The organism is Actinomyces howellii (genome assembly GCF_900637165.1).
GTDB lineage: Bacteria > Actinomycetota > Actinomycetes > Actinomycetales > Actinomycetaceae > Actinomyces > Actinomyces howellii.
Genome location: NZ_LR134350.1, coordinates 475,242 through 499,027 on the forward strand (window position 1 = coordinate 475,242; position 23,786 = coordinate 499,027).

Genomic DNA, 23,786 nt, shown 5'->3' on the forward strand with positions numbered 1-23,786 from the left:
TCGTACTGTGTGCCTCGGGTACGTACCCCTACCGTACGAACTCGCGGCCGGAAGTACGTCCGCGGCGCAGGGCTCACCGTGACCGCGGAGCGGGAGGCGGCGTCGGTAACATGGCGAAGTCGAGGTCGAGGACGCGACGAGCACGGCGGAAGGGGCCCGCATGGAACAGGACGACACCGCCCACACGGACGCGCGGCTCCGGCGCGCCATGACCCGCGCGGATCGCCGGGGAAGCAGGCTGCGCGATTTCCGGACCTGGCCGCTTTTTGGCGTCATCCTTGTGTGGGTGGTCCTGGCGCTGGTCGTCTTCACGGTGCTCGGGTGGGTGTGGGGCGAGGGCGCCTTGTGGTCATCCCGGTGGCTGACGAACTGGCGCAGTGCGGGGGCCGGGGCGAGCCCGCTGGACGTGGTCAAGGTGTCCTTGACGACTATCGGGGGGATCGGCGGTACCGGATATCTCGTCATCAAGTACCGGGAGAGGGCGAGCGCCGAGCGCGCCGAGGCCGCAGCCGAGCTCGCTCGGAAGGATGTCGAGCAGGAGAAGGCCGAGCAGAGGCTGGTCAGTGCCGTCCAACAGCTGGGCAGCCCGTCCCCCCAGGTGCGGATCGCCGGCGTCTACTCCCTGGCCGACGTGGCCGACACCTACCGGGGCCCCTACAAGCAGCGCGTCGTCGACATCCTGTGCGGCTACCTGCGGAGCAACCGCGGACAGTGGGAGAAACCCACCGAGGCCGCGGACGATAGTGACAAAACCCCCGCCCGCACGTATGTGAGCGACGACGGCGCGGTCGAGTCCACGGTCCTCGCCGTTCTCGGGAGGCACCTGCGCGCAGGCCGCGAGGCCACCAGCTCTCTGCCTAAGGTCGTCCAGGAGGTTGAGGACGACCAGCTCTGGTGCGACTGCGCCATCGACCTCCATGGAGCCGTCCTCACCGAGCGGCTCAACTTCGATCGAACCACCTTCAAGAACACGACTGATTTCAGCGGATCCACATTCACCCAGAACGTCATCTTCCGTGGTGCAACCTTCCACCAGAACGCCTACTTCGAGGGCGTGACCTTCGCCCGGAATACCACGTTCGCGGAGGCAGTATTCGATAGAGCGCCAAACTATCGTGATGCAATTTTCTGCGAAAGAACGAGTTTTTCAAACGCATCGATATGCGCGCATATTAACGGTGCACTTGCGATGAATTGCTCCTTTTATGGGGCGTGTTTTAATGTGCAACGTGAACCCATTTTTCCCGAGGGGATGATGACCATTGATAGCACGACCGGTCTTCCCTATGACGCACGGTGGGCTCGTTTCAGTCCGGACGGGACGATCCTGGAGATCATTGAGGACGACGCGTCCGCGCCGCGGGAGGACGCAGCTCTTGGCGAGGAGGAACTTCCGCCCTCCGAGCCTGGCCCGGAGATCAGCTGATCGGACCGGGCACTCATCTGGCGCCGTCGTGCCGCCTGCGGTAGTCGCGGGGCGTGAGGCCGAGCACGGTGCGGAAGTCGGAGGCCAGGTGCGCCTGGTCGGCGTAGCCCAGGTCGGCAGCGACCTCGGCGATCGACAGCCCGGGCTCGCCCCGCAGACGCTGCGCCGCCTCCTGGAGCCGGTAGCGGCGGATGACGGCCAGGGGCGGAAGACCGATGAACCTCTCCGCCATCCGCTGGACGCTGCGCACCGAGGTACCCAAGCGCTCGGCGACCTGCTCGACCCGGATGATCGAACGATCAGTGGCGATGAGATCCTCCATGTCATTGGCCACGAGCGCGGCGCTGCTGGCCGCTTCTCCGCACTCGGCCACCCAGGCGATGAGGAGCGCCGCCGCCCGCCGCCCGCCCTCCTGCGCATCCGCGTCCTCCATGGCCGCGACGACCCGGCGGTGCAGGTCAGCGTCCACCACCGGGCACGCGCCTCCACGGATCGATGCCGGCGCGGTTCCCAGGCGACTGAGGGATGCCGGACGCAGCAGCGCCCCCACCGCCCACCCGCTGCCTTCCAGCACACGTGTTGAGACGCCCGTCGTCGGACCGTAGAGAGTGACACCGTCGGGCTCGACGACAAGATTGGAGGCAGGGAACGGCAGAATCTCCTCGACAAGGCGCTGTCCGGGAGCCAGCTCCCAGCGCGGCACCCACACCCACCGCAGCAGGTGGGCCAGTGCCTCGGGCGCCGGCTCGCGGTGGAAGGAGGGCAACCGGGAGGGGTAGAGGACACCACGGAGGTCGACCTCGGTCATCGTCTGCCTCCCACCAGCTCGAGACTGTCGCGAATCTTCAAGTCCGGCACGCCGGGACTCTCGTAGCCTCACCGCATGAGCAGCGACGCAGCACCCCGCACCGGGGTCACCGGACAGTACACCACCGACGGAGTACCGCACGGCTCGACGAGCCTCACGCCTTTTCTTGTCATTTCCGACGCCCGCGGAGCCATCGACTTCTATCGCGACGTCTTCGGCGCCAGGGTCGTCGACGTCACCGAGATGAGCGGTGTCGTCGCCCACGCCGAGCTCGACCTCGGACACGGCAAGCTCCAGCTCGGCGCTCCCCTGCCCGACTTCGGCCTCGTGCCACCACCCGCCGGTCAAGAGGTCTGCTACTCGATGGGCCTGTACTGCCCCGATGTTGACGCAGTCGTCGAGGCCGCCAGGCAGGCCGGCGCTGTGATCCGGGAGCCGGCCACCACCTTCGTCTCCGGGGACCGCTACGCCTCCCTGCGCGACCCCTTCGGGGTGCGCTGGACGGTCATGACACGCGTCGAGGACCTCTCCGAGGCCGACAGCGCCCGACGGGTCGCCCAGTGGATCGCCGAGCAGGCCCAGTCCTGAGCCGCCCCGGCGGCCGGGCTCGTCATCGTGGCGGGCGGCACCGGGTCGCACGTCGACCCGTGAGGTCGCTCGCTGGCCCGTGAGGTCGCTCGCTGGCCCGTGAGGTCGCACGTCGGACGTGCGACCTCACGGGCTTATGCGCGACGTCATCAACCGTTGAGCGGCGTGAGCCGCCCCGGCGGTCGGGTGCACCGCCACCCCTCGTCGCGAGACGCCCCGGGCACCGTCCCGCCCGGTCACTCCTCGGCCCGGGCACCGTCCCGTCGTGGCAGACCGCCTCGAGGTGCGGGGCCAGTGCCTGGAGGAACGTACGTGGCTCGCGTCTTTTGGCTGTCCCGGCGCCGACCTGGGGCGAGTCATGGCGTCATCATGCGCAAAGGCGCCGCAGGCCCACGCGGGACAGGCCAAAACCGGCGAGTCCCGGACACATCCCGGCCCGACTCCTCCGCCCGAACCGCCCCACGATCCTCACCCCTCCTGCCTCCCGCGGGGCTCAGCCTGCTGCGCCACGGCCGCCAGGATTCGTTCCACGGCGGCGTCGAGCTCGTCACGGGTCACCGCCCGGGCGCCGGGGCGCAGGCGCACGTCGATGTCTCCGCCGGGCTCGATGACCGCGAGCTCGACCTGCGTGACGTCATCGGCGCCCTGGCGGTGCAACGCCCCCGCGAGCTCCCGCTCCGAGGTGCCCAGGCGCCTGAGCCGGCGGTGGTCGACCCGGCCGTCACGCACGACCACCGAGCCCGTTCCCTCGGTGAGCCACCGCAGGCGCCCGGAGACCTGAGCCCAGCGGTCCAGGCCGACGTTGACCACGATGAGCACGACCGCGCCGAGCAGCCCGCCCAGCAGCGAGTTGTCCGGTCCGATGATGGCGTTCTGGACGACATTGCTCAGCAGGAGCACGACGACGAGGTCGAGGTTGTTCATCTGCGCCATGAGTCGCTTGCCCGCCACACGCAGCAGCACCGCGATAGCGAGGTAGACGACGACGGTGCGCACCACCTTGTCGGCCACCGGGACGGTCATGACGAACAGGTCGGTCCACATGACCACATCCTGGCAGCCGGCTGCCACCGGCCACCTGCGGGCGCGCCGGCGGCCAGCGCTCCGGGACAGCCGGGTCCGCGAGCCAGGGCACCCGGGCCCGACGGCCGACCTGCTGGCCCTACTTGCGGCGGCGGTCGCGCTTCTCCCGCACGCGCACGCCGATCTGGATCGGCGAGCCGACGAAGCCGAACTCCTCGCGCAGGCGCCTCTCGATGAAGCGCCGGTAGCCGGCGTCGAGGAAGCCGGTCGTGAAGATGACGATACGCGGAGGGGCGGTCTGCGCCTGGGTGGCGAAGAGGATCCGCGGCTGCTTGCCGCCGCGCAACGGGTGAGGCGTGGCCGACTGCAGCTGGCCGAGGAAGGCGTTGAGCCTGCCGGTGGGCACGCGCGTCGTCCATCCCTCCAGGGCGGCGTCCAGGGCACGCACGAGCCGGTTGGTGTGCCAGCCCGTGCGTGCCGCCAGGTTGATGTGCGGCGCCCAGGACACGTGGCCCAGGTCGTGCTCAACCTCCCAGGCGAGCATCTTCTGGCGCTCCTCGTCGACGAGGTCCCACTTGTTGTTGACCAGGACGAGGGCGCGGCCGGCGTCGACGACCTGCTGGATGACCCGCACGTCCTGCTCGCTGACCGGCTCGGAGGCGTCGAGGAGCACGACCGCCACCTCAGCCTTCTCGATAGCGCCCTGGGTACGCAGGACCGCGTAGTAGTCAGCCCCCCGGGTCTGGCGCACCCGGCGCCGGATCCCGGCGGTGTCGACGAACACCCACTGGCGCCCGTTGAGCTCGATGACCTCGTCGACCGGGTCACGGGTGGTCCCTGCCACCTCGTTGACGACCACCCGTTGGGCGCCGGCGATCGAGTTGAGCAGGCTCGACTTGCCGACATTGGGCCGGCCCACGAGCGCCACCCGGTGCAGGTCCGCGCCGGGAGCCGGGCCGGCCACCGCCGAGACCTCCGGGAGCACCGCCATGGCGGCGTCGAGGACGTCGCCCGACCCGCGCCCGTGGAGGGCCGAGACCGCGTAGGGCTCCCCCAGGCCCAGGTTCCACAGGGCCGCGGCGTCGCCCTCCTGGGCCGGGGAGTCGACCTTGTTCGCCGCCAGGACGACCGGCTTGCCGCTGCGGCGCAGCATCCTGACGATCGAGGCGTCGGTCTGGGTGATGCCCACCTGCGCGTCGACGACGAGCAGGACGGCGTCGGCCAGCTCGACGGCCACCTCCGCCTGTGCGGCGACCGCCGCGTCCAGCCCCTCGACGTCAACCTCCCAGCCGCCGGTGTCGACGATCGTGAAACGCCGCCCGGCCCACTCGGCCGGGTAGGAGACCCGGTCGCGCGTGACGCCCGGGGTGTCCTGGACCACCGCGGCACGGCGCCCCAGGACCCGGTTGACGAGGGTCGACTTGCCCACGTTGGGACGGCCGACGACCGCCAGGACCGGCAGCCCGGCCTCGAGGCCGTCGGTGCCCGCCGGGATCTCCTCCCCGGCCAGCAGGGCCAGGTCCTCCTCGTCGAGCTCGTAGTCCTCCAGGCCGGCACGCAGCGCCTCAGCGTGCTTGATCGCCTCGGCGTCGCGCGCGGCGGCCTCGTCGAGGGCGGCCTCGATGAGGGAGATGACGTGCTCGACGCTCTGCCCCAGGTCCATCTCCGAGGTGTCCACGAGGGTGACCCCCTCCGGGACGGTGAGGAACTGGGAGACGGTCGCGTCGTCGCGGTCGCGTCGCACGACCTGGTCGCGCAGCGCGGCGGCGTCCACCGACTTGCCCGCGGCGTCGAGGTCCGCGGCCCGGCGACGCAGGCGGGCCGCCTCGGACGCGGTGAGCAGGAGACGGACGTCGGCCTCGGGGGCGACGACGGTCGTGACGTCCCTTCCCTCGGCGACGACGCCCGCGCCCTGGGAGACCGAGCCGCGCGCCCCGAGGGCCTCGGCGTGGATGATCTCGCGCTGGAGGCAGGCGAGCTCGGCACGCACCTCAAGGTTCGTGGCCACCTTCGAGACCACCTGGGAGACGTGCGGGTCACGGATCGCCTCGGCGATGTCGACCCCGTCGCACTCCACTGCGGGGGCCTCGGGGTCGAGCCCCATGACCAGGGGCATCGTCTCGACCGCCCGTGCCACCGCCACGGCGTCGTCGAGGTCGATGCCCTTGCGCTCGCACCACCAGGCGGCCGCACGGTACATGGCGCCGGTGTCGAGGTAGGCCAGGCCCAGCTCGGCGGCGACCCTCCGTGAGACGGTCGACTTACCCGACCCGCTCGGCCCGTCGATGGCGACGACGACTCCCATGTGCTCCTCCAGCCCTTCGGTCAACTCGCCCAAGGGTCCCACACCGCGGGGCGCGCGCGGCACGACGACGCCGATGAATCCTCGCACAGTGCACGGCTCACTGCGGTGTCGGCAACCTCCAGCAGCTCGCCGCGTCCGTGCGCCATGCTCGGAGCTCCCCTGGTCTCCGCGCTCCAGGACGGTGCCGCGGGCGGGTGCAGGCAGCCGACATACGGTTCACCGACGCACGATGTGCATGAGTCACCATCAGGCGCATGAGTTCTGGCGCTTCGCGGGTGCTGAGCGCCTGCATACCGCCAGAACTCATGCGCCTGACGCACACCCATGCGCCCGGCCATCCCTCAGCGCCCCTCACCTCGGCCGTGCGACCAAGCGCGGTGGTGCGGGGCGGGCTCAGGCCACGACGACGCGCCAGCCGCGGGCGTCGAGGGCCTTCTCGAGGGCCTGGGCGGCGCTGGGCAGCACCGAGAGGGTCGCGATGCCAACCGACTGGCCGGCCGAGTGCTCCATGTCGAAGTCCTCGATGTTGACTCCTAGATCCCCGACGTCGGAGAAGAGCCTGCCCAGGGAACCGGCTGAGTCGGGCACGAGCACCTGGACCTCGGCGTAGCGGCGCGGCGCGCCCCCGTGCTTTCCCGGGATGCGCGCCCTGCCGGCGCCGCCGCGGGTCATGACGTCGGTGACGGCCCCCACCGCGCCGGGGGCGAGGACCGCTGCGCGTCCGGGCGCCGCGAGCTGCGGGCTTCCCGGGGGCAGCGCCGCCGCGGACACGCCGTCGATGAGCCGGTCGAGGTCGTCACGGATCTGGCGCAGGATGCCGGTGACCGGGCCGGCGTTGCCGACGACGATCGCCGACCACAGGCGCGGGTCGGAGGCGGCGATCCGTGTCGTGTCGCGCAGGCCCTGCCCGGCCAGGGACAGGGCATTCTCGGGCAGACCCTCAAGGCGCGCCGCCAGGAGGGAGGACACGAGCTGGGGCACGTGGGACACGGCCGCCACCGCGGCGTCGTGCTCGGCGGCGCCCATGCGCACCGGCGTGGCCCCGACGTCGACGACCAGGTTGCGCACCGCCAGCTCGGCCTCGGGGGCCGAGCCCTCGGCCACGACGACCCAGGGGCGCCCGACGAACAGGTCGGCATCGGCAGCACCGGCGCCCGAGCGCTCCCGACCCGCCATGGGGTGGCTGCCGACGTAGCGGCGCGCCTGGCGGCCCGCGGAGGCGCTGACCTCGGCCGCCACCCGCTCCTTGACCGAGGCGACGTCGGTGACCACCGCACCGGGGTGGGCGGCCAGCTGGTCGATGACGACGGCGGCGGCCACGTCCGGGGGCGTGGCCACGACGACGAGCCGGGGCTCCTCGTCCTGAGGGTCACGGGGCCTGCCTGCGCCCATGTCCCGGGCCAGGGCCAGGGAGGTCGGCGAGGTGTCCTCGAGCTGGACCTCCACGCCCGCGGCCGACAGGGCCAGGGCCAGGGACGTGCCCAGCAGGCCGGAGCCGACGACAAGGACGGGTCCGGTGGTGGACACCGTGGCTGAGGGGTTCGTCGGGGGCGTGCCCTGGGTCGGGGTGCTCACAGGCCCACCTCGTCCTGGAGGGCGCGGATCTCCTCACCGGTGAGGGCCCGGACCTGCCCGGGCCTCAGGGAGCCGATGCCCAGGGGTCCGATCCGGGTGCGTGACAGGCGCACGACCGGGTGACCGACCGCGGAGAGCATGCGCCGTACGATCCGGTTGCGTCCCGAGTGCAGGGTGATCTCGACGATCGAGCCGCCGGGTCCGGAGTCCTTGACGACGACCCTGTCGGCGCTGGCCACCCCGTCGTCGAGCTCGATGCCGCGCTTGAGCTTGCGGGGCACCCAGGGCTCGACCGCCCCCTCGACGATCGCGACGTAGGTCTTGGAGATCTCGTAGGAGGGGTGCATGAGCCGGTGGGACAGCTCCCCGTCGTTGGACAGCAGGAGCAGCCCCTCGGTGTCGGTGTCGAGGCGCCCGACGTGGACGAGGCGCACCGCGCCGGCATCGGTCAGCTCCTCGGTGTGCTCGGCCACCCAGCGCCGTCCGATCTCGGCGACGGTCGGGCGCCCCTCGGGGTCCTCCATCGTCGTGACGACCCCGGCGGGCTTGTGGAGCACGACGGTGACGAGGTCGGGGTTGGCCAGGACGCGCGAGCCGTCGACCCGGATCTCCTGGGCGCGGGGGTCGACCCGCACCCCGGGCTCGACGACGGTCACGCCGTCCACGCTCACCCGGCCCGCGGCGATGAGGCCCTCGCAGGCGCGGCGCGATCCCACCCCGGAGCGGGCGAGCACCTTCTGGAGGCGCACTCCCCCCTCGACGTGGGGGTCGTCCGCCCCGCCGCGCGCGGCGCGCAGGCGCTCGGCGATCGCCAGGGTCTCGGCGTCCTCGTCGAGGGCCTCGGCGTCGAAGGCCGCCAGGGTGCTCGGGTCGGCGGTGGCGTCGAGCTCGATGAGGTCGTCCTCGTCGTAGAACTCCTCGGCGCCGAAGTCCAGGTGTCCGCTGCTCATCGCGTGGTCCTTCCGGTCATCTCGTCCTCGATGTCCCCCAGGACTGAGGTGTCGGGCAGGTAGGGGGCCAGGGGCTCGAGCTCCTCGAGGGAGTCGATGCCCAGGTACTCGAGGAACTCGGCGGTCGTGCGGTAGAGGATGGCGCCGCTGGGCTCGGTGCCGGTCTCCTCGATGAGGCCCCGGGCGTGGAGGGTGCGCACGACCCCGTCGACGTTGACCCCCCGGATGGCGGCCACGCGCCCCCGGGTGACCGGCTGGCGGTAGGCGATGACGGCGAGGGTCTCCAGGGCCGCCTGGGACAGCCTGGCGGTCGCCCCGCCGATGACGAAGCGCTCGACGAGCTCGCTGAAGTCGGGGGCCGAGGCCAGCCGCCACCCCCCGGCGGCACGCCGCAGGACGAATCCGCGTGGCCTGGCACCGTCCTGGCCGGTGTACTCCCGGGCCAGGGACTCCAGGAGCTCCTCGGCCTGCCGCGCACCGACCCCGAGGGCCTCACCCAGGGACGTGGCGCTCACCGGCTCGTCGGAGACGATGAGGACCGCCTCGACGGCGGCGCGCAGCCGCTGGGGGTCCGTCTGGTCCGTGCCCGTGGGATCCGTGTGGGTGCTCATGCGAACTCCTCGGCGATCTCGAGCCCGCTCAGCGCCGCGGCCTCGTCCTGGCCCGCGCACCAGGTCACCTGGATCTCCCCCATGGCCTCCTCCTGGGCGAGGTCGACGCTGCCCTGGCGGTGCAGGAGGAGCAGAGCCAGGAAGCGGGCCACGACGACGGCCGTGCGCCCGGCGTCGGCGGTCAGCTCGGTGAAGCTGAGGACACCGTGGCGGCGCAGCCGCTCGACCAGGAGGGCGACCTGCTCACCGACGGGAACCCGCTCGTGGAGGTGGACGGTCTGGACGCCGGGGTCCCCCGGCCGGGTGAGGGCGCCGACCGCCAGCCGCGCCAGGTCCGTGGGCCCGATGGTGGCCACGAGCCGGGGCAGGAGGGCGGCGAGCTCGGGCGGGGGCGCCACCGCGCGCGGGTGGCAGCGCGCGGCCCACCCGGCCCTCGCGGCCAGCGCCGCCGCCGCCTGCTTGTAGGCCCGGTACTGCAGGAGGCGGGCGAAGAGCAGGTCGCGCGCCTCGAGCAGCTCCATGTCCTCGTCCTCCTCCTGGGGGTCGTGCGGCAGGAGCCGGTGGGCCTTGAGGGCCAGGAGGGTGGAGGCGACGACGACGAACTCGCTGGCGTGCTCGAGGTCCCAGTCGGCTCGCATGTGGGCGATGAACTCATCGGTGACCTCCGCCAGGGCGAGCTCGGTGACGTCGAGGCGCCTGCGGGCGATGAGGGCGAGGAGCAGGTCGAAAGGGCCCTCGAACTGGGGCAGGCTCACCGAGAAGCCGGGCACGCGCCGAGGGCCGTCGTCGGTGCGCTCCCCGAGGTCGACGTCCTGGACCAGGACCATCTCAGAGGACCTCAGGCGACGTCACCGCGGGCGATGATCTCCCGTGCCAGGCGCCGGTAGGCCTCGGCGCCGGCGTGCCCGGGGGCGTAGGAGGTGATCGGCTCGCTGGCCACTGAGGCGTCGGGGAACTTGATCGTGCGCCGGATGCGGGTGTCGAAGAGCTGGTCGGCGAAGGCGTCCTCGAGCCGCTCGAGCACCTCCCGGGAGTGCAGGGTGCGCTGGTCGACCATCGTGGCCAGGATCCCGTCGATCTGGAGACGGGGGTTGAGGCGGTCGCGTACCCGGTCGACCGTCTCAACGAGCAGCGCCACCCCCCGTAGGGCGAAGAACTCGGTCTCCAGGGGGATGATGACCCCGTGGGAGGCGGTGAGCGCGTTGATGGTGAGCAGGCCGAGTGAGGGCTGGCAGTCGACGAGGACGACGTCGTAGTCGTCGAGCACCGGGCGCAGCACACGGGTGAGGGCCTGCTCGCGGGCGACCTCGTTGACGAGCTGGACCTCGGCGGCCGACAGGTCGATGTTGGCCGGCACGATGTCGAGGTCGGGCACGCCGGTGGGCAGGATGACCGAGCGGACGTCGGGGCGCGAGGCCACGAGCAGGTCGTAGATCGTCGTGTCGAGCTCGTTGGCGTTGATCCCCAGCCCGGCGCTGGCTGCGCCCTGGGGGTCGAAGTCGACGATGAGCACCTTGCGCCCGTACTCGGCCAGTGCGGCGCCCAGGTTGATGGTCGTCGTCGTCTTGCCGACGCCGCCCTTCTGGTTGCACATGGAGATGACGCGAGCCGGTCCATGGGACTCCAGCGGCGCGGGTTCAGGGAACACCTTCTCCTCGACGACGATGTCGGGGAGGTCGATCATGCCTGGCTGGTTGGAGTCGTTCACGCGGGCAGCCTAGTCGACAACCGTGGGATCGAGCCGGATCTCAGTGCCAGGGTGCTGCCGGGGGAGCTGCCAGGGTGCGGACGGGGCGCTCACCCTCGGGCACGCGGGTGGCTCGTGGCGTAGACCTCCCGCAGGTGGTCGACGGTGACCCGCGTGTAGATCTGGGTCGTCGTGACCGAGGCGTGCCCGAGCATCTCCTGGACGACACGGACGTCAGCCCCACCCGCGAGCAGGTGGGTGGCGAAGGAGTGACGCAGGGTGTGGGGCGAGACCCGTCGCTGCTCGGAGGGGTCGCCCAGGCCCGCGCGGGCGGCCGAGCGCTGGAGCACCGTCCAGGCCGACTGGCGCGACAGGGGCCGGCCACGGGTGTTGAGGAAGATCTCGGCGGCACCCTGGCCCTTGGAGGCCAGCGCGGGACGGCCGCGCACGAGGTAGGCCTCGAGGGCCCGCCAGGCGTGCTGCCCCACCGGGACGATCCTCTCCTTGCGGCCCTTGCCGAACAGCCGCAGGCAGCCCGCCTGCGGGTCGAGGTCGTCGACGATGAGGGAGACGGCCTCGGAGATGCGCGCCCCGGTCGCGTAGAGCACCTCGAGCAGGGCGCGGTCGCGCAGCGCCTCGGGGGTGTCCTCGTGGCCGACCGACTCCAGGAGCCTGCTCACCTCCTCGATCGTCAGGGCCTTGGGCAGGCGGCGCCCCACCTGGGGCGGGCGCACCGCCGCCGAGGGGTCGAAGGCGGTCGTCCCCTCGTCGTGGAGGAAGCGGTGCCAGCCGCGCACCGCGGTCACCGTGCGCGAGGCCGAGGCCGGGGCCAGGGCGCGGCCGCCGTCGGCTCCTGTGCGCAGGGCCTCGAGGAAGGCGGCGACGTCCCCCTCCCCCACCCCCGCCGGGTCGATGATCCCGCGGGTGGCGAGGAAGGCGAGGTAGCGGCTCAGGTCGCGCTCGTAGGCGGCGAGCGTGTTCGGGCTCAGCCCCCGCTCGACCCGCAGGTGGGCGAGGTAGCCGCGCAGGGCCCGCTCGCCGGCGCTTCCTCGCGGGTCGGGTTCCTCAGGCGCCTCCCCCGGTGCGGGTGGCTCAGACGAACTTGGCAAGAAGCCCGAGCCCGATGATGGTGGCGGTCCACACGAGGCCGACGCCCACCGTGATCCGGTCGAGGTTGCGCTCCGCGACCCCGGAGGTGCCGGCGGACGAGGAGATGCCGCCGCCGAACATGTCCGACAGGCCGCCTCCCTTCCCCTTGTGCAGAAGCACCGACATGATGAGGAAGAAGCTCGTGAGGACCAGGAGCACCTGGAGGATGATGCGCAGCACGTCCACGCCGTTGTTCCCTTCGTCGTCGTACGGCCCCGGTCGGGCAGCCCCGGGGCCAGTCGTGGGACCGCCCGGGTCCCGTCCGCCCCGGACTCTACCCGATGAACGCGCCGGGGCCCGGCCGCCCCTGTGTGAGGTGGCCGGGCCCCGGTCTCGATCGCGTCGCAGCGCCCGGTGGGGCTGCGACGCGCGAGGGCTCAGGCGTAGAAGCCCGCCATCGCGGCGAAGGACTCCGCCTTGAGGGAGGCTCCGCCGATGAGGGCCCCGTCGACGTCGGGCTGGGCCATGAGCTCCTTGATGTTGTCGGGCTTGGCCGAGCCGCCGTACAGCACCCTGACCGCCTCGGCGGTGGCGTCGCCGTAGTCGGCGCGCAGGGCCTCGCGGATGGCCCCGCAGACCTCCTGGGCGTCCTCGGCGGTGGCCGTCTCGCCGGTCCCGATGGCCCAGATCGGCTCGTAGGCGATGACGATCTTGGCCACGTCCTGGCCGCTCCAGCCCTCGAGGGCGGCGCGGACCTGGGCGAGGACGAACTCGACGTGCGTGCCGGCCTTGCGGACCTCGAGGGCCTCGCCGCAGCACAGGATCGGGGTCATGCCCGCGTCGAGGACCTTGCGGGCCTTGGCGCCCACGAGGGCGTCGGACTCGCCGTGGTACTCCCGGCGCTCGGAGTGGCCCATGACGACGTAGGACACGCCGAGCTTGGTGAGCATCGCGGTGGAGATCTCACCGGTGTAGGCGCCGTTGTCGTGGACCGAGACGTCCTGGGCGCCGTACTTGATGCCCAGCTCGTCGGCGTCGACGATCGTCTGGACGGTGCGGATGTCGGTGAAGGGCGGGATGACGACGACCTCGCACTTGGCGTAGTCGTGGCCGGCGTCGCCCAGGGCCAGGGCCAGGCCCTGGACGAGGTGGTTGGCCTCGAGGTGGTCGAGGTTCATCTTCCAGTTGCCCGCCATGAGCGGGATGCGGTTCGTCATGAGTGTGTCAGCCTTCCAGGACAGCGATGCCGGGCAGGACCTTGCCCTCGAGGAGCTCGAGGGAGGCGCCGCCACCGGTGGAGATGTGGGAGAACGTGGACTCGTCGAAGCCCAGGGTGCGCACGGCCGCGGCGGAGTCGCCGCCGCCGATGACGGAGAACGCGTCGGACTCGGAGATCGCCTTGGCCACGGCCTTGGTGCCCTCGGCGAAGGCCTCGAACTCGAAGACGCCCACGGGGCCGTTCCACACGACCGTCTTGGAGTCGGCGATCGCGTCGGCGAAGATCGTGCGGGTCTGCGGACCGATGTCCAGGCCCATCTGGTCGGCCGGGATGGCCGAGGAGGCGACGACGGTCGCCGGGGCGTCGGCACCGAAGTAGGGGGCGACGACGGTGTCGACGGGAAGAAGGAGCTCGACGCCGTTGTCCTTGGCGGTGGCGATGTAGCCCTTGACCGTCTCGACCTGGTCGGCCTCGAGCAGGGAGGTGCCCACCTCGTGGCCCTGGGCGACGAGGAAGGTGTAGGCCATGCCGCCGCCGACGATGAGGCGGTCGGCCTTGGACAGGAGGTTGGCGATGACGCCGAGCTTGTCGGAGACCTTCGAACCGCCCAGCACGACGGTGTAGGGGCGCTCGGGGTCGGTGATGGCCCGTCCCAGGGACTCGATCTCCTTGAGCACGAGCAGGCCGGCTGCCGAGGGCAGGATCTTCGCGACGTCGTAGACCGAGGCCTGCTTGCGGTGGACCACGCCGAAGCCGTCGGAGACGAAGACGTCGGCCAGGGCGGCGAGCTCGGCGGCGAAGGCCTCGCGCTCGGCGTCGTCCTTGGAGGTCTCAGCGGCGTTGAAGCGCACGTTCTCGAGCAGGACGATCTCGCCCTCGCCCATGGCGGCGACGGCCGCCTTGGCGGACTCACCGACGGTGTCCTCGGCCAGCGTCACGCTCACGCCGGCGACCTCGGCCAGTCGGGTGGCCACGGGGGCCAGGGAGTAGTCGGGGTTGACCTCGCCCTTGGGGCGGCCCAGGTGGGCGACGACGACGACCTTGGCTCCCGCGTCGAGCAGGGTGCGCAGGGTGGGCAGAGCCGCCTGGATGCGGCCGTCGTCGGTGATGTTCTTGTCGGCGTCCAGCGGGACGTTGAAGTCGGAGCGGACCAGGACGCGCTTGCCCTTGAGGTCGCCCAGGGACTCGATGGTCTTCATACGAATGCCTCTTATCGGTCGGGGGTGGTGGCGGGGTGGGACGTGCCGGCGCTGGCGCCGGCGGGTGCCGGCGGCTGCCGGCCGACGTCTTCGACGGACTGCGCCCGCGCACGCCGGGGCGTGCGCGGGCGCAGCGTCATGGGAGCATCGTTGCCGGAAGCGGGCTCAGAGGCGCTCGCCGATGTAGGCGGTCAGCTCGACGAGGCGGTTGGAGTAGCCCCACTCGTTGTCGTACCAGGACAGGACCTTGACGAGGTCCCCGATGACCTTGGTCTCGTTGGCGTCGAAGATCGAGGAGTGCGGGTCGCCCACGATGTCGGTCGAGACGATCGGGTCCTCGGTGTAGGCCAGGATGCCCTTGAGCTCGCCCTCGGCGGCGGCCTTGACGGCAGCCTTGACCGCGTCGACCGAGACCTCCTTCTCGGCCTGGAAGGTCAGGTCGGTCAGCGAGCCGGTCGGGGTGGGGACACGCACGGCCAGGCCGTCGAACTTGCCCTTGAGCTCGGGCAGGACGAGGGCCACGGCCTGGGCGGCACCGGTCTTGGTCGGGATCATGTTGAGCGCGGCCGCCCGGGCGCGGCGCAGGTCGCCGTGGGGGGCGTCCAGGACGCGCTGGTCACCGGTGTAGGAGTGGATCGTCGTCATGATGCCGCGCACGATGCCGAAGTTCTCGTGGAGGACCTTGGCCAGCGGGGCGAGGCAGTTGGTCGTGCACGAGGCGTTGGACACGATGGTCATCGTGGCGCCGTCGTAGTCGCCCTCGTTGACACCCATGACGAAGGTGCCGTCGACGTTCTTGGCCGGGGCGGAGATGACGACCTTCTTGGCGCCGCCGTCGATGTGGGCCTTGGCCTTCTCGCCGTCGGTGAAGAAACCGGTGGACTCCACCACGACGTCGGCACCCAGGTCGCCCCAGGGCAGGTCGGCGGGGTTGCGCTGCGCGAGCACCTTGATGTGCTTGCCGTTGACGACGATGCCGTCCTCGTCGTAGGTGACCTCGCCCTCGAAGCGGCCGAGGATGGAGTCGTACTTGAGCAGGTGGGCGAGGGTCTTGTTGTCCGTCAGGTCGTTGACGGCCACGACCTCGATGTCCGCACCCTGCTCGAGGGCGGCGCGGAAGAAGTTGCGGCCGATACGACCGAAGCCGTTGATACCAACGCGGGTGGTCACTTTGTGTCCTCCTAGTGCGCCGCGCGCGGCGCACGTATTCGTAGCTCTTCGCACACCAGGTGTGCTCCGGTCCGGGTGGGACGGATCCTTCTCGTTCCGGCACGAGTGAGTCTAGCGTCACGCGACGGTCACATGCGAGGGCCGGGCACGCCAGGGGCGAACACATCCGGCCCCGCTGACGCCGCCGATGGTGTATGACGCACGTTTTCACACCCGTCCAGGACCCACGTCCCAGGTTTGGTCCTCCCCGTCCGCCCCGCACCGGGACTCGGGGGTCACAGGTCGAGCATGTCCTGGGTGAGGACCGACTCGGTGTCGGGCACGCCCAGCTCGTGGGCGCGCTTGTCGGCCATGGCCAGCAGGCGGCGGATCCGCCCGGCCACGGCGTCCTTGGTCAGCTGGGGGTCGGAGAGCTGGCCGAGCTCCTCCAGGGAGGCCTGCTTGTGCTCCACGCGCAGGCGCCCTGCCTGGACGAGGTGGTCGGGGACGTCGTCGCCCAGGATCTCGAAGGCCCGCTCGACCCGGGCGCCGCTGGCCACCGCCGCACGGGCCGAGCGGCGCAGGTTGGCGTCGTCGAAGTTGGCCAGCCGGTTGGCCGTGCCCCTGGTCTCGCGGCGCGAGCGCCGCTCCCCCCACGTGGCGAAGGCCTCGACGGCGCCCATCCTGTGCAGCAGGATGCCGATGGCCTCGCCGTCGCGCACGACGACGCGGTCGGCCCCGCGCACCTCGCGCGCCTTGGCCGCCACGTCGAAGCGCCGGGCGGCACCGACCAGGGCCAGGGCGGCCTCCGAGCCCGGGCAGGTGACCTCGAGGGAGGAGGACCGTCCGGGCTCGGTCAGCGAGCCCCGGGCCAGGAAGGCGCCTCTCCAGGCCGCGGCGGCGGCGTTGCGCCCGCCCTGGACGACGGCGACGGGCATGCCGCGCACCGGCCGCCCCCGGCCGTCGACCAGGCCGGTGAGGCGGGCGAGGTCCTTGCCCCGGTCGACCACGCGCAGCACGTAGCGGCTGCCCCGGTGGAGGGAGCCGGCCTGGACGACGAGGACCTCGGGGTCCATGTTGAACAGCTCCTTGAGATCACGGTGGAGGCGGCGGACCGCTCCCCCGTGGTCGAGCTCGGCCTCGACGACGATGCGGCCCGAGACGATGTGAAGTCCTCCGGCGAAGCGCAGGAGGGAGGCGACCTCGGCACGCCTCTGGGCGGCGTTGTCGGGGGACACGCGGGCGAGCTCGTCCTTGACGGTCACCGTCAGCGACATGGCAGATGCTCCTGGGTTGGTCGGTCAGGGTCAGGCAGGGTTCTCGTCGTGGGCGGGCCGGGGCTCCCCGACGTCGCCGACGGCCCCGTCGAAGGCGTCGCGGAAGGCGGCGGCCAGGCGCAGCGGGTCGTGGTGGCACAGGGTCTCGCTCGTGCGCACCTGGCGCAGGACGAGCACGGCACCCAGGCCCTGGGCGACCCCTTGGAGGTCCTCGATGTCCTCGACCGCCGAGGGGTCGGCGATGACGACGTCGAGGCGCAGGTCGGGGGCGTACTCGGCCAGCACCCGCAGGTGGTCGGCGGCGCTCATCCCCTCGGTCTCCCCTGTCTGCTCCGACAGGTTGAGCACGACCGCCTTGCGGGCGGGGGTGGACACGAGCGAGCGGTGCATCGCCGGCAGGATGAGGTGCGGCAGCACGGAGGTGTACCAGGACCCCGGGCCCAGGACCACCCAGTCCGCCTCGTCGATGGCCCGCACCGCCTCGGGGTGGGCGTCGGCGTCGGCGGGGACCACCCCGACGTTCTCCATGCGGCCGCGGGTCGTGGCCACGGCGACCTGGCCCGACACGCGTCGGCGGTCGGCCCCGTTGACGATGTCGGCCTCGATGACGAGGGGGGAGGCGCTCATCGGCACGACCCGGCCGTGGATGCCCAGCAGCCGCCCCACCCAGGCCAGGCCGGCGACCTCGTCCCCGAGCAGCTGCCACAGGGCGAGAATGAGCAGGTTGCCCAGGGCGTGGTTGTCGAGCTCCCCGGCGCCGGCGAAGCGGTGCTGGAGGACGTCGCGCCAGGTCAGTCCCCACTCCGAGTCGTCGGTGAGCGCTGCCAGGGCCATGCGCAGGTCGCCGGGGGGCAGGCACCCGAACTCCTCGCGGAGCCTGCCCGAGGACCCGCCGTCGTCGGCGACGGTGACCACGGCGGTCAGCCGGTGGGAGACGTGGCGCAGGGCCCGCAGGGTCGCCGACAGGCCGTGCCCGCCGCCGAGGGCGACGACGGCGGGGCCCTCCGCCCCGCGCCGGGGCCAGCCCGAGGAGTCGATGGTGGCGTGGTTGCTCATCGGTGAGTCACCCTCCGTCGTTCACATGTGGCCGATGCGTGCGAGCTCATCGGGCCTCACTCCCGGCCCAGGTCCCGGTGCTGGGTGGAGACCTTGAAGCCCGCGGCGCGCAGGTGCGCCGCGATGCGCTCGGCGGAGGCCACCGACCGGTGCTTGCCGCCGGTGCAGCCCACGGCGATCGTCACGTAGGGCTTGAGCTCGTCGACGTAGCTCGGCAGGGCCGGGATCATGAGGTCGGCGTAGCCGTCGACGAAGGCGGCCGCGCCGTCCTGCCGGAAGACGTAGTCGGCCACGGGGGCGTCCCGCCCGGTCAGGTGCCGCAGCTCGGAGACCCAGTAGGGGTTGGGGATGAAGCGCACGTCGACGACGTGGTCGGCGTCCAGGGGCAGGCCGTACTTGAAGCCGAAGGACATGACGGTCACGCGCAGGGCGAGGTCGGACTCGGTGGCCACGAGCTCGCGGACCCGGCGGGCGAGGTCGTGCACGGAGTAGTCGGTCGTCGTGATGACGTCGTCCGCCGAGGCCTTGAGCCCCGCCAGGAGGGTGCGCTCGTGCTCGATGCCGTCGAGGATCGAGCCGGTGCCCTGGAGGGGGTGGGGGCGCCTGGAGGACTCGAAGCGCCTGATGAGCGAGGCGTCCGAGGAGTCCAGGAAGATGACGCGCACGTTGACCCCGGTCTCCCGCAGCTCGCCGAGGTACTTCATGAAGCTGGCGAAGAAGTCGCGGCTGCGCACGTCGACGACCGCGGCCAGGCGGTGGACCCCGGCGCCGACGGTCGTCATCATCCCGGCCAGCGCCGGAAGCAGCTGCGGGGGCAGGTTGTCCACGACGTACCAGTCGAGGTCCTCCAGCGCCATGGCCGCCCGGGACCTGCCCGCGCCCGACATGCCGGTGACGATGATCATCTCCGGGCGCTGGGCCGGGGGCACCTGCGGGGCCGCCTCGTCGATGGCGGGAATGCCCTCGGGCACCGTGTCCTCCAGCGCGATGCGCGTGCGCTCGCGCCGGGGGTCGCGCGGGCTGTCCTGAGCGTCCATGTCCCAAGCATGTCATGGGCGGGGCCCGCAGCAGGCTCATCCCGTGCCGTGGCGGGTGTCGTGGCGGGTGGTGCAGCGGGTGTCGCGGCCGGTCTCAGGTGCCGGCTCCGATACCCGCCTCGAGCCGCGCGACGTGCATCGTCAGGTAGGCCAGCTCGTCGTCGGACACCGAGATGCCCAGGCGCAGCTCGAGCAGGCCCTTGACCCGCAGCGCGACCTGGTAGGCGTGGGGCCGGTCCTCCCGCAGGGCACCGGCGATGACCGAGGCGGTGCCGTCCTCGACCTGGGCGGTGCGGGCCCGGGCCAGGAAGTAGCGCAGGTGCGTGGCGAAGCGTGCGGCGTTGACCGAGCCCGCGTCGAAGCCGGGCCCGTAGGCCGAGGCGAGCAGCTCCATGACCTGGCGGATGAGCCGCGACTGGGCCACCGCCTCCTGGGCCGAGCGGGCCCCGACCGCCGCGGTGAACAGGTGCAGGGCCAGGGCGTAGGCCTCCCCCACGGGCAGCTGGACCTCCTGGGCGCTGTTGAGCTCCTCGACCATGCGCTCTGCCAGGGCCAGCTCCTCGGGGTGGAGGTGGGCGACCTCGGCCCGCATGGGGTAGTCCATGACGACGCCCTCGCGCACGCGCTCCATGGCCTGGTTGACGTGGTCGACGACCGCCACGATCGTCGACGCCGGGACGCGTCCGCCCAGCTCGCGGGCGGCCGTCAGGAAGGTGCGCTCGATGAGGGTGATGCGGTCCAGGGGGATGCCCGCCATCACTTCGCCGAGGCTCTCGGCGTCCTGGGCCAGGACGTAGCGGCGGGCGACGAGGCCGGCATCGACCTGCTCGCCCCGGCGCGCGCCGAAGCCGATGCCCCTGCCGGTCAGAACCGCCTCCCGGCCCAGCTCGTCGCTGGCCAGCACGACGTTGTTGTTGAACACCCGCAGGATCCTCACACGGCCGATTGTGGCACTCCCGCCGCCTGTCCGCGGCCGCTGCACGACCTCCCGACAGGACCGGGACCCGTCACCGGCCTCAGGAGGGCCCCTCGGGGCCCTGGGTCCCGCCGGGCCGGGGCGCGAGGTGCGCGACGACGGTCTGGGCCAGGACCGGGCCGATCCCCTTGACGCTCGCGATCTCCTCGACCGAGGCGGCGCGCAGGCGCTTGACCGAGCCGAAGGCCTTGAGCAGGGCCGCCTGGCGGGCCGGCCCGAGCCCGGGGACGTCGTCGAGGGCCGAGCGCGTCATCCCCTTGGAGCGGCGGGAGCGGTGGTGGGAGATGGCGAAGCGGTGGGACTCGTCGCGCAGGTGCTGAAGGAGGTAGAGGGCCGCCGAGCCCCGGGGCAGCACGACGGGGAACTCCTCTCCGGGGACCCACACCTCCTCGAGGCGCTTGGCCAGCCCGACCACCGGGATGTCGAGGCCGAGCTCGTCCATGACCGCCCGGGCCGCGCCGACCTGGGGCAGGCCGCCGTCGACCACGACCAGCCCGGGGGCGTAGGCGAAGCGGCGGGCCCTGCCGGTGGCCGGGTCGACCGGGCCCGAGACGATCATGTCCTCCTGCGCGCCGTCCCCTGAGGGGTCCTCGGCCCCCGGGGCGGGCTCCGCCCCGCCCGGGGACCCCGACTCGGCCAGGAGGCGCCTGAGGCGGCGCTGGAGGACCTCGCGCATGGCCGCGGTGTCGTCAGCGGCGCCCGTGCCCTGGGGGCCGCGCACGACGAAGTGCCGGTAGTCCGACTTCCTGGGGGCGCCGTCCTCGAAGACGACCATCGAGCCGACCTGGTGGGAGCCCTGGGTGTGGGAGATGTCGAAGCACTCGAGGCGGAGGGGGGCCTCGGGCAGGTCGAGGGCCTCGGCCAGCTCCTCAAGGGCGGCCGAGCGCTGGGTGAGGTCGCTCGCCCGGCGGGTCCTGTGGAGGCGCAGCGCCTCCTCGGCGTTACGCGCCACCGTGCCCATGAGCGCGGCCTTGTCCCCCCGTCGGGGCACCCGCAGCTCGACCCGGGCGCCGCGCAGCCCCGTCAGCCAGTCCTCGACCGCGGCGAAGTCCTCGGGCAGGACCGGCACGAGGATCTCGCGGGGCACCGCGGTCGTGGCGGTGTGGACGACGTCGTCGACGCTCGTGGCCACGGCCTGGCCCTCGCGCGGCGGGCGCGACCCGTCGGGGCCGGAGCGCGGGACCGGGCTGGAGGGAGTGCGCCCGCCCACGCCCAGGGAGGTCGTCGGGCCCGAGCGCGGGGCGCGACCGCTCCCGGTGCTCGGGTGGTCGGCGGGCTCGGGCAGCTCGGCGTAGACCTGCTGGAGCAGGCGCTCGATGAGCTCGGCCTGGGAGGCGTCCTCGATGAGGTCGATGACCCAGCCGCGCTGGCCGCGCACCCTGCCGCCGCGCACGTGGAAGACCTGGACGGCCGCGGTCAGCTCGTCGCAGGCCAGGGCGAAGACGTCGGCGTCGGTGGCGTCGGGCAGGACGACCGCGTTGCGCTCGATGACCTTGCGCAGCGCCTCGGCGTCGTCGCGCAGCCGGGCCGCCCGCTCGAACTCCAGCTGCTGGGAGGCGGCCCGCATCCGGGTCTCGAGGTCCTCGAGGTAGGGGCCGGTGCGCCCGGCCATGAAGGCGCAGAAGTCCTCTGCCAGCTCGCGGTGGGCCGCCGGGTCGATCCGGCCCACGCAGGGGGCCGAGCACTTGTCGATGTAGCCCAGCAGACAGGGCCTGCCCGAGGCCGCGGCCCGACGGAAGACCCCGGCTGAGCAGGAGCGGACGGGGAAGACGCGCAGAAGCTGGTCGAGGGTCTCGCGGATCGACCAGGCCTGGACGAAGGGCCCGAAGTACCGGGTCCCCGGCCGCCGGGCGCCACGCACCACCTGCGCGCGGGGGAACTCCTCCCCCATGGACACCGCGAGGTAGGGATAGGACTTGTCGTCCTTGTACATGACGTTGAAGCGCGGGTTGAACTCCTTGATCCAGGAGTACTCGAGCGCGAGGGACTCGACCTCGGTGGACACGACCGTCCACTCCACCGCGCAGGCGGTCGTCACCATCGTCTGGGTGCGGGGGTGGAGCGCCGCGAGGTCCTGGAAGTAGGAGGACAGGCGGGCGCGCAGGTTCTTGGCCTTGCCGACGTAGATGACCCTGCCCTCGGGGTCGAGGAAGCGGTAGACCCCCGGCGACGTCGGGATCTCGCCGGGGGCGGGGCGGTACGTCGAGGGGTCTGCCATGGGCGACAGCCTATTGCGGCTCAGCCCGCCGGCTCTTCAGCCCCCGCCCCGGGCCCGGTCCCCGGGAGCAGGCGCCCGACAAGCAGCGCGCCCCCAGGTCGTCTAGGGTCGAAGGGTGAGCACGACGACACGTCCTCGCCTCGTCCTGGTCGACGTCGACGGGACCCTGGTCACCTACGCCAACGAGCTGCCCGAGTCCGCCGTGGCCGCGGTCCGCGCCGCGCGCCGCCTGGGCCACCGGGTCTACCCGGCCACCGGACGCTCGAAGGCCGAGATGCCGGGGTGGATCACCGACATCGGCTTCGACGGCGTGGTGTGCGCCAACGGCGCCTACGTCGAGCACGAGGGCACGGTCGTCATGCACCAGTGCCTGAGCCGGCAGGACTGCGCCGCGCTCGTGGGCTGGCTGAGGGCACGGGACCTGCCCTTCTACCTCGAGGCCAACTCCGGGCTCTACCCCTCCCCCGGGTTCCGCCAGGCGGCCCTGCCCGCGATCCGGGCGTACCTCGCCGGAGGCGACGGCGCCCTCCCCCAGCCCGACCTCGGACCCCAGGACGTCGACGAAGTCCTCCACGGCCTCATCGACACCGACGAGCTCGTGCGCGAGGACGTCAACAAGATCAGCTACGTGCTCTCGGGCCCTGAGGACCTCGATGCCGCCCGGACGACCTTCTCGCACCTCAGGCACGGGTCGTGGGGCGGGCGCGGGCACGATGCCCTCTTCGGCGACGTCGGCGTGACAGAGGTGTCGAAGGAGCACGCGCTCACCGTGCTCGCCGACCACCTCGGGGTCCGGTTGGAGGACACGATCTGCCTGGGGGACGCGTCGGTGGACATCGGCATGCTGCGCCTCGGCGGTGTCGGGGTGGCCATGGGCAACGCCTCCCCCGAGGCCAAGGCGGCGGCGGACCTCGTGACCGCTGCGGTCGAGGACGACGGCCTGGCACGGGCCTTCGAGCTCCTCGGGCTGCTGGACGAGCCCGGGGGGACGTGAGCACAGCCGTCGACGACGACCCGAGACGACAAGGGCCCGGAACCGCGTGGTTCCGGGCCCTGCTCGTGGGCGATACTGGGATCGAACCAGTGACCTCTTCCGTGTCAGGGAAGCGCGCTACCGCTGCGCCAATCGCCCGAGGTGGGTACCGGATTCGAACCGGTGTCAACGGCTTTGCAGGCCGGTGCCTAACCTCTCGGCCAACCCACCAGTGAGATGCTGGGGCTGCTCCCGGCTCCTCGGAGCGGATGACGGGACTCGAACCCGCGACCCTCACCTTGGCAAGGTGATGCTCTACCAACTGAGCCACATCCGCATGGCGTCACGGCTCCAGACGTCTGCGGAAGAACCCGACAGACCCATGGAACCGCTCGGTGCTGGGAAACCATAACACCGACCACCGCCGCCCTGGCAAATGACACTGCGGTGATCCACCTCACCGGACCGGCATTTGCCGCGCACACCCCCGCCTCGATAGCCTGTCCCCGCGCCGGGCGATTGGCTCAGGGGTTAGAGCGCCTCGTTCACACCGAGGAGGTCACTGGTTCGATTCCAGTATCGCCCACCGCGCGCGGGCCCGGACCACGACGGTCCGGGCC

21 protein-coding genes and 4 tRNA genes are annotated in these 23,786 nt (G+C 72.1%); 4 read left to right on the forward strand and 21 right to left on the reverse strand.

Going from position 1 to position 23,786, the window contains the following annotated elements; all coding sequences use genetic code 11:
* Positions 1 to 160 precede the first annotated feature (160 nt).
* Complete coding sequence (locus EL245_RS02025; protein ID WP_126381606.1) at positions 161 to 1,426, forward strand: pentapeptide repeat-containing protein; 1,266 nt, start codon at positions 161 to 163, stop codon at positions 1,424 to 1,426.
* A 13-nt stretch (positions 1,427 to 1,439) separates the two neighbouring features.
* Here EL245_RS02025 and EL245_RS02030 read toward each other — a convergent pair whose 3' ends face one another.
* Positions 1,440 to 2,234 (reverse strand): AraC family transcriptional regulator, encoded by a 795-nt coding sequence (locus tag EL245_RS02030; protein ID WP_126381608.1) that lies wholly within the window; start codon positions 2,232 to 2,234, stop codon positions 1,440 to 1,442.
* Between the two features lie 75 nt (positions 2,235 to 2,309).
* On the opposite strand from EL245_RS02030, the gene EL245_RS02035 reads away from it, so the two are divergent.
* Positions 2,310 to 2,822, forward strand: coding sequence for a VOC family protein (locus tag EL245_RS02035; RefSeq protein ID WP_126381610.1), 513 nt, complete (start codon positions 2,310 to 2,312; stop codon positions 2,820 to 2,822).
* 468 nt (positions 2,823 to 3,290) lie between these two features.
* Here the strand turns inward: EL245_RS02035 and EL245_RS02040 are convergent, their stop codons facing one another.
* The 17 genes from EL245_RS02040 to uvrC form a co-directional block, all read right to left on the reverse strand.
* Complete coding sequence (locus EL245_RS02040; protein WP_126381612.1) at positions 3,291 to 3,866, reverse strand: DUF421 domain-containing protein; 576 nt, start codon at positions 3,864 to 3,866, stop codon at positions 3,291 to 3,293.
* Positions 3,867 to 3,984: 118 nt separating this feature from the next.
* Complete coding sequence (der, locus tag EL245_RS02045; protein WP_126381614.1) at positions 3,985 to 6,150, reverse strand: bifunctional cytidylate kinase/GTPase Der; 2,166 nt, start codon at positions 6,148 to 6,150, stop codon at positions 3,985 to 3,987.
* Positions 6,151 to 6,543: 393 nt separating this feature from the next.
* Positions 6,544 to 7,725 (reverse strand): prephenate dehydrogenase, encoded by a 1,182-nt coding sequence (locus EL245_RS02050; protein WP_126381616.1) that lies wholly within the window; start codon positions 7,723 to 7,725, stop codon positions 6,544 to 6,546.
* Positions 7,722 to 8,675, reverse strand: coding sequence for a pseudouridine synthase (locus EL245_RS02055; RefSeq protein ID WP_126381618.1), 954 nt, complete (start codon positions 8,673 to 8,675; stop codon positions 7,722 to 7,724). The genes EL245_RS02050 and EL245_RS02055 overlap by 4 nt, the downstream gene beginning before the upstream one ends.
* A complete protein-coding gene (gene scpB / locus EL245_RS02060) occupies positions 8,672 to 9,286 on the reverse strand; it encodes an SMC-Scp complex subunit ScpB (protein WP_126381620.1) in 615 nt (204 codons plus the stop codon). The genes EL245_RS02055 and scpB overlap by 4 nt, the downstream gene beginning before the upstream one ends.
* A complete protein-coding gene (locus EL245_RS02065; RefSeq protein WP_126381622.1) occupies positions 9,283 to 10,113 on the reverse strand; it encodes a segregation and condensation protein A in 831 nt (276 codons plus the stop codon). Before EL245_RS02065 ends, scpB begins: the two co-directional genes overlap by 4 nt.
* 11 nt (positions 10,114 to 10,124) lie before the next feature.
* Complete coding sequence (locus EL245_RS02070) at positions 10,125 to 10,994, reverse strand: ParA family protein (RefSeq protein ID WP_126381624.1); 870 nt, start codon at positions 10,992 to 10,994, stop codon at positions 10,125 to 10,127.
* Between the two features lie 89 nt (positions 10,995 to 11,083).
* The gene (xerD, locus tag EL245_RS02075; RefSeq protein ID WP_126383893.1) at positions 11,084 to 12,001 is read right to left on the reverse strand and encodes a site-specific tyrosine recombinase XerD; all 918 of its coding nucleotides are present in this window, start codon (positions 11,999 to 12,001) and stop codon (positions 11,084 to 11,086) included.
* A 64-nt stretch (positions 12,002 to 12,065) separates the two neighbouring features.
* Positions 12,066 to 12,308: a preprotein translocase subunit SecG gene (secG, locus tag EL245_RS02080; RefSeq protein WP_126381626.1), complete on the reverse strand. Its 243-nt coding sequence runs from the start codon at positions 12,306 to 12,308 to the stop codon at positions 12,066 to 12,068.
* Positions 12,309 to 12,499: 191 nt separating this feature from the next.
* Positions 12,500 to 13,279 carry a triose-phosphate isomerase gene (gene tpiA / locus EL245_RS02085; protein ID WP_126381628.1) on the reverse strand — a complete coding sequence of 260 codons (780 nt, stop codon included), beginning with the start codon at positions 13,277 to 13,279 and terminating at the stop codon, positions 12,500 to 12,502.
* Between the two features lie 7 nt (positions 13,280 to 13,286).
* On the reverse strand, positions 13,287 to 14,480 hold the full coding sequence (locus tag EL245_RS02090; protein WP_126381630.1) for a phosphoglycerate kinase: 1,194 nt from the start codon (positions 14,478 to 14,480) through the stop codon (positions 13,287 to 13,289).
* 165 nt (positions 14,481 to 14,645) lie between these two features.
* On the reverse strand, positions 14,646 to 15,650 hold the full coding sequence (gene gap / locus EL245_RS02095) for a type I glyceraldehyde-3-phosphate dehydrogenase (protein WP_126381632.1): 1,005 nt from the start codon (positions 15,648 to 15,650) through the stop codon (positions 14,646 to 14,648).
* 275 nt (positions 15,651 to 15,925) lie between these two features.
* Entirely contained in the window at positions 15,926 to 16,906 is a 981-nt protein-coding gene (whiA, locus tag EL245_RS02100; RefSeq protein ID WP_126381634.1) for a DNA-binding protein WhiA, read from the reverse strand.
* Between the two features lie 30 nt (positions 16,907 to 16,936).
* On the reverse strand, positions 16,937 to 17,962 hold the full coding sequence (locus EL245_RS02105; protein ID WP_126381636.1) for a gluconeogenesis factor YvcK family protein: 1,026 nt from the start codon (positions 17,960 to 17,962) through the stop codon (positions 16,937 to 16,939).
* Positions 17,963 to 18,018: 56 nt separating this feature from the next.
* A complete protein-coding gene (gene rapZ / locus EL245_RS02110; protein ID WP_126381638.1) occupies positions 18,019 to 18,999 on the reverse strand; it encodes an RNase adapter RapZ in 981 nt (326 codons plus the stop codon).
* 94 nt (positions 19,000 to 19,093) lie between these two features.
* Positions 19,094 to 19,936, reverse strand: a complete 843-nt coding sequence (locus EL245_RS02115) for a PRD domain-containing protein (protein ID WP_126381640.1) — start codon at positions 19,934 to 19,936, stop codon at positions 19,094 to 19,096.
* Positions 19,937 to 20,015: 79 nt separating this feature from the next.
* Entirely contained in the window at positions 20,016 to 22,193 is a 2,178-nt protein-coding gene (gene uvrC / locus EL245_RS02120; RefSeq protein ID WP_126381642.1) for an excinuclease ABC subunit UvrC, read from the reverse strand.
* Between the two features lie 115 nt (positions 22,194 to 22,308).
* On the opposite strand from uvrC, the gene EL245_RS02125 reads away from it, so the two are divergent.
* Positions 22,309 to 23,187 carry a Cof-type HAD-IIB family hydrolase gene (locus EL245_RS02125; RefSeq protein ID WP_126381644.1) on the forward strand — a complete coding sequence of 293 codons (879 nt, stop codon included), beginning with the start codon at positions 22,309 to 22,311 and terminating at the stop codon, positions 23,185 to 23,187.
* A 66-nt stretch (positions 23,188 to 23,253) separates the two neighbouring features.
* Here the strand turns inward: EL245_RS02125 and EL245_RS02130 are convergent.
* The 3 genes from EL245_RS02130 to EL245_RS02140 all read right to left on the reverse strand — a co-directional run bounded on the left by EL245_RS02130 (position 23,254) and on the right by EL245_RS02140 (position 23,503).
* A tRNA-Val gene (locus tag EL245_RS02130) sits at positions 23,254 to 23,325 on the reverse strand.
* 1 nt (position 23,326) lies between these two features.
* Positions 23,327 to 23,397: transfer RNA gene (locus EL245_RS02135), tRNA-Cys, on the reverse strand.
* A gap of 33 nt (positions 23,398 to 23,430) precedes the next feature.
* Positions 23,431 to 23,503, reverse strand: a tRNA-Gly gene (locus tag EL245_RS02140).
* Positions 23,504 to 23,679: 176 nt separating this feature from the next.
* On the opposite strand from EL245_RS02140, the gene EL245_RS02145 reads away from it, so the two are divergent.
* Positions 23,680 to 23,752 (forward strand) — tRNA-Val (locus tag EL245_RS02145).
* Positions 23,753 to 23,786: the final 34 nt, after the last annotated feature.

Bases quoted from the DNA above. Each gene is read 5' to 3' on its own strand.
- EL245_RS02025 (WP_126381606.1), top strand. From the start codon at position 161: ATGGAACAGGACGACACCGCCCACACGGACGCGCGGCTCCGGCGCGCC.
- EL245_RS02030 (WP_126381608.1), bottom strand. From the start codon at position 2,234: ATGACCGAGGTCGACCTCCGTGGTGTCCTCTACCCCTCCCGGTTGCCC.
- EL245_RS02035 (WP_126381610.1), top strand. From the start codon at position 2,310: ATGAGCAGCGACGCAGCACCCCGCACCGGGGTCACCGGACAGTACACC.
- EL245_RS02040 (WP_126381612.1), bottom strand. From the start codon at position 3,866: ATGTGGACCGACCTGTTCGTCATGACCGTCCCGGTGGCCGACAAGGTG.
- der (WP_126381614.1), bottom strand. From the start codon at position 6,150: ATGGGAGTCGTCGTCGCCATCGACGGGCCGAGCGGGTCGGGTAAGTCG.
- EL245_RS02055 (WP_126381618.1), bottom strand. From the start codon at position 8,675: ATGAGCAGCGGACACCTGGACTTCGGCGCCGAGGAGTTCTACGACGAG.
- scpB (WP_126381620.1), bottom strand. From the start codon at position 9,286: ATGAGCACCCACACGGATCCCACGGGCACGGACCAGACGGACCCCCAG.
- EL245_RS02065 (WP_126381622.1), bottom strand. From the start codon at position 10,113: ATGGTCCTGGTCCAGGACGTCGACCTCGGGGAGCGCACCGACGACGGC.
- tpiA (WP_126381628.1), bottom strand. From the start codon at position 13,279: ATGACGAACCGCATCCCGCTCATGGCGGGCAACTGGAAGATGAACCTC.
- EL245_RS02090 (WP_126381630.1), bottom strand. From the start codon at position 14,480: ATGAAGACCATCGAGTCCCTGGGCGACCTCAAGGGCAAGCGCGTCCTG.
- whiA (WP_126381634.1), bottom strand. From the start codon at position 16,906: ATGTCGCTGACGGTGACCGTCAAGGACGAGCTCGCCCGCGTGTCCCCC.
- EL245_RS02105 (WP_126381636.1), bottom strand. From the start codon at position 17,962: ATGAGCAACCACGCCACCATCGACTCCTCGGGCTGGCCCCGGCGCGGG.
- rapZ (WP_126381638.1), bottom strand. From the start codon at position 18,999: ATGGACGCTCAGGACAGCCCGCGCGACCCCCGGCGCGAGCGCACGCGC.
- uvrC (WP_126381642.1), bottom strand. From the start codon at position 22,193: ATGGCAGACCCCTCGACGTACCGCCCCGCCCCCGGCGAGATCCCGACG.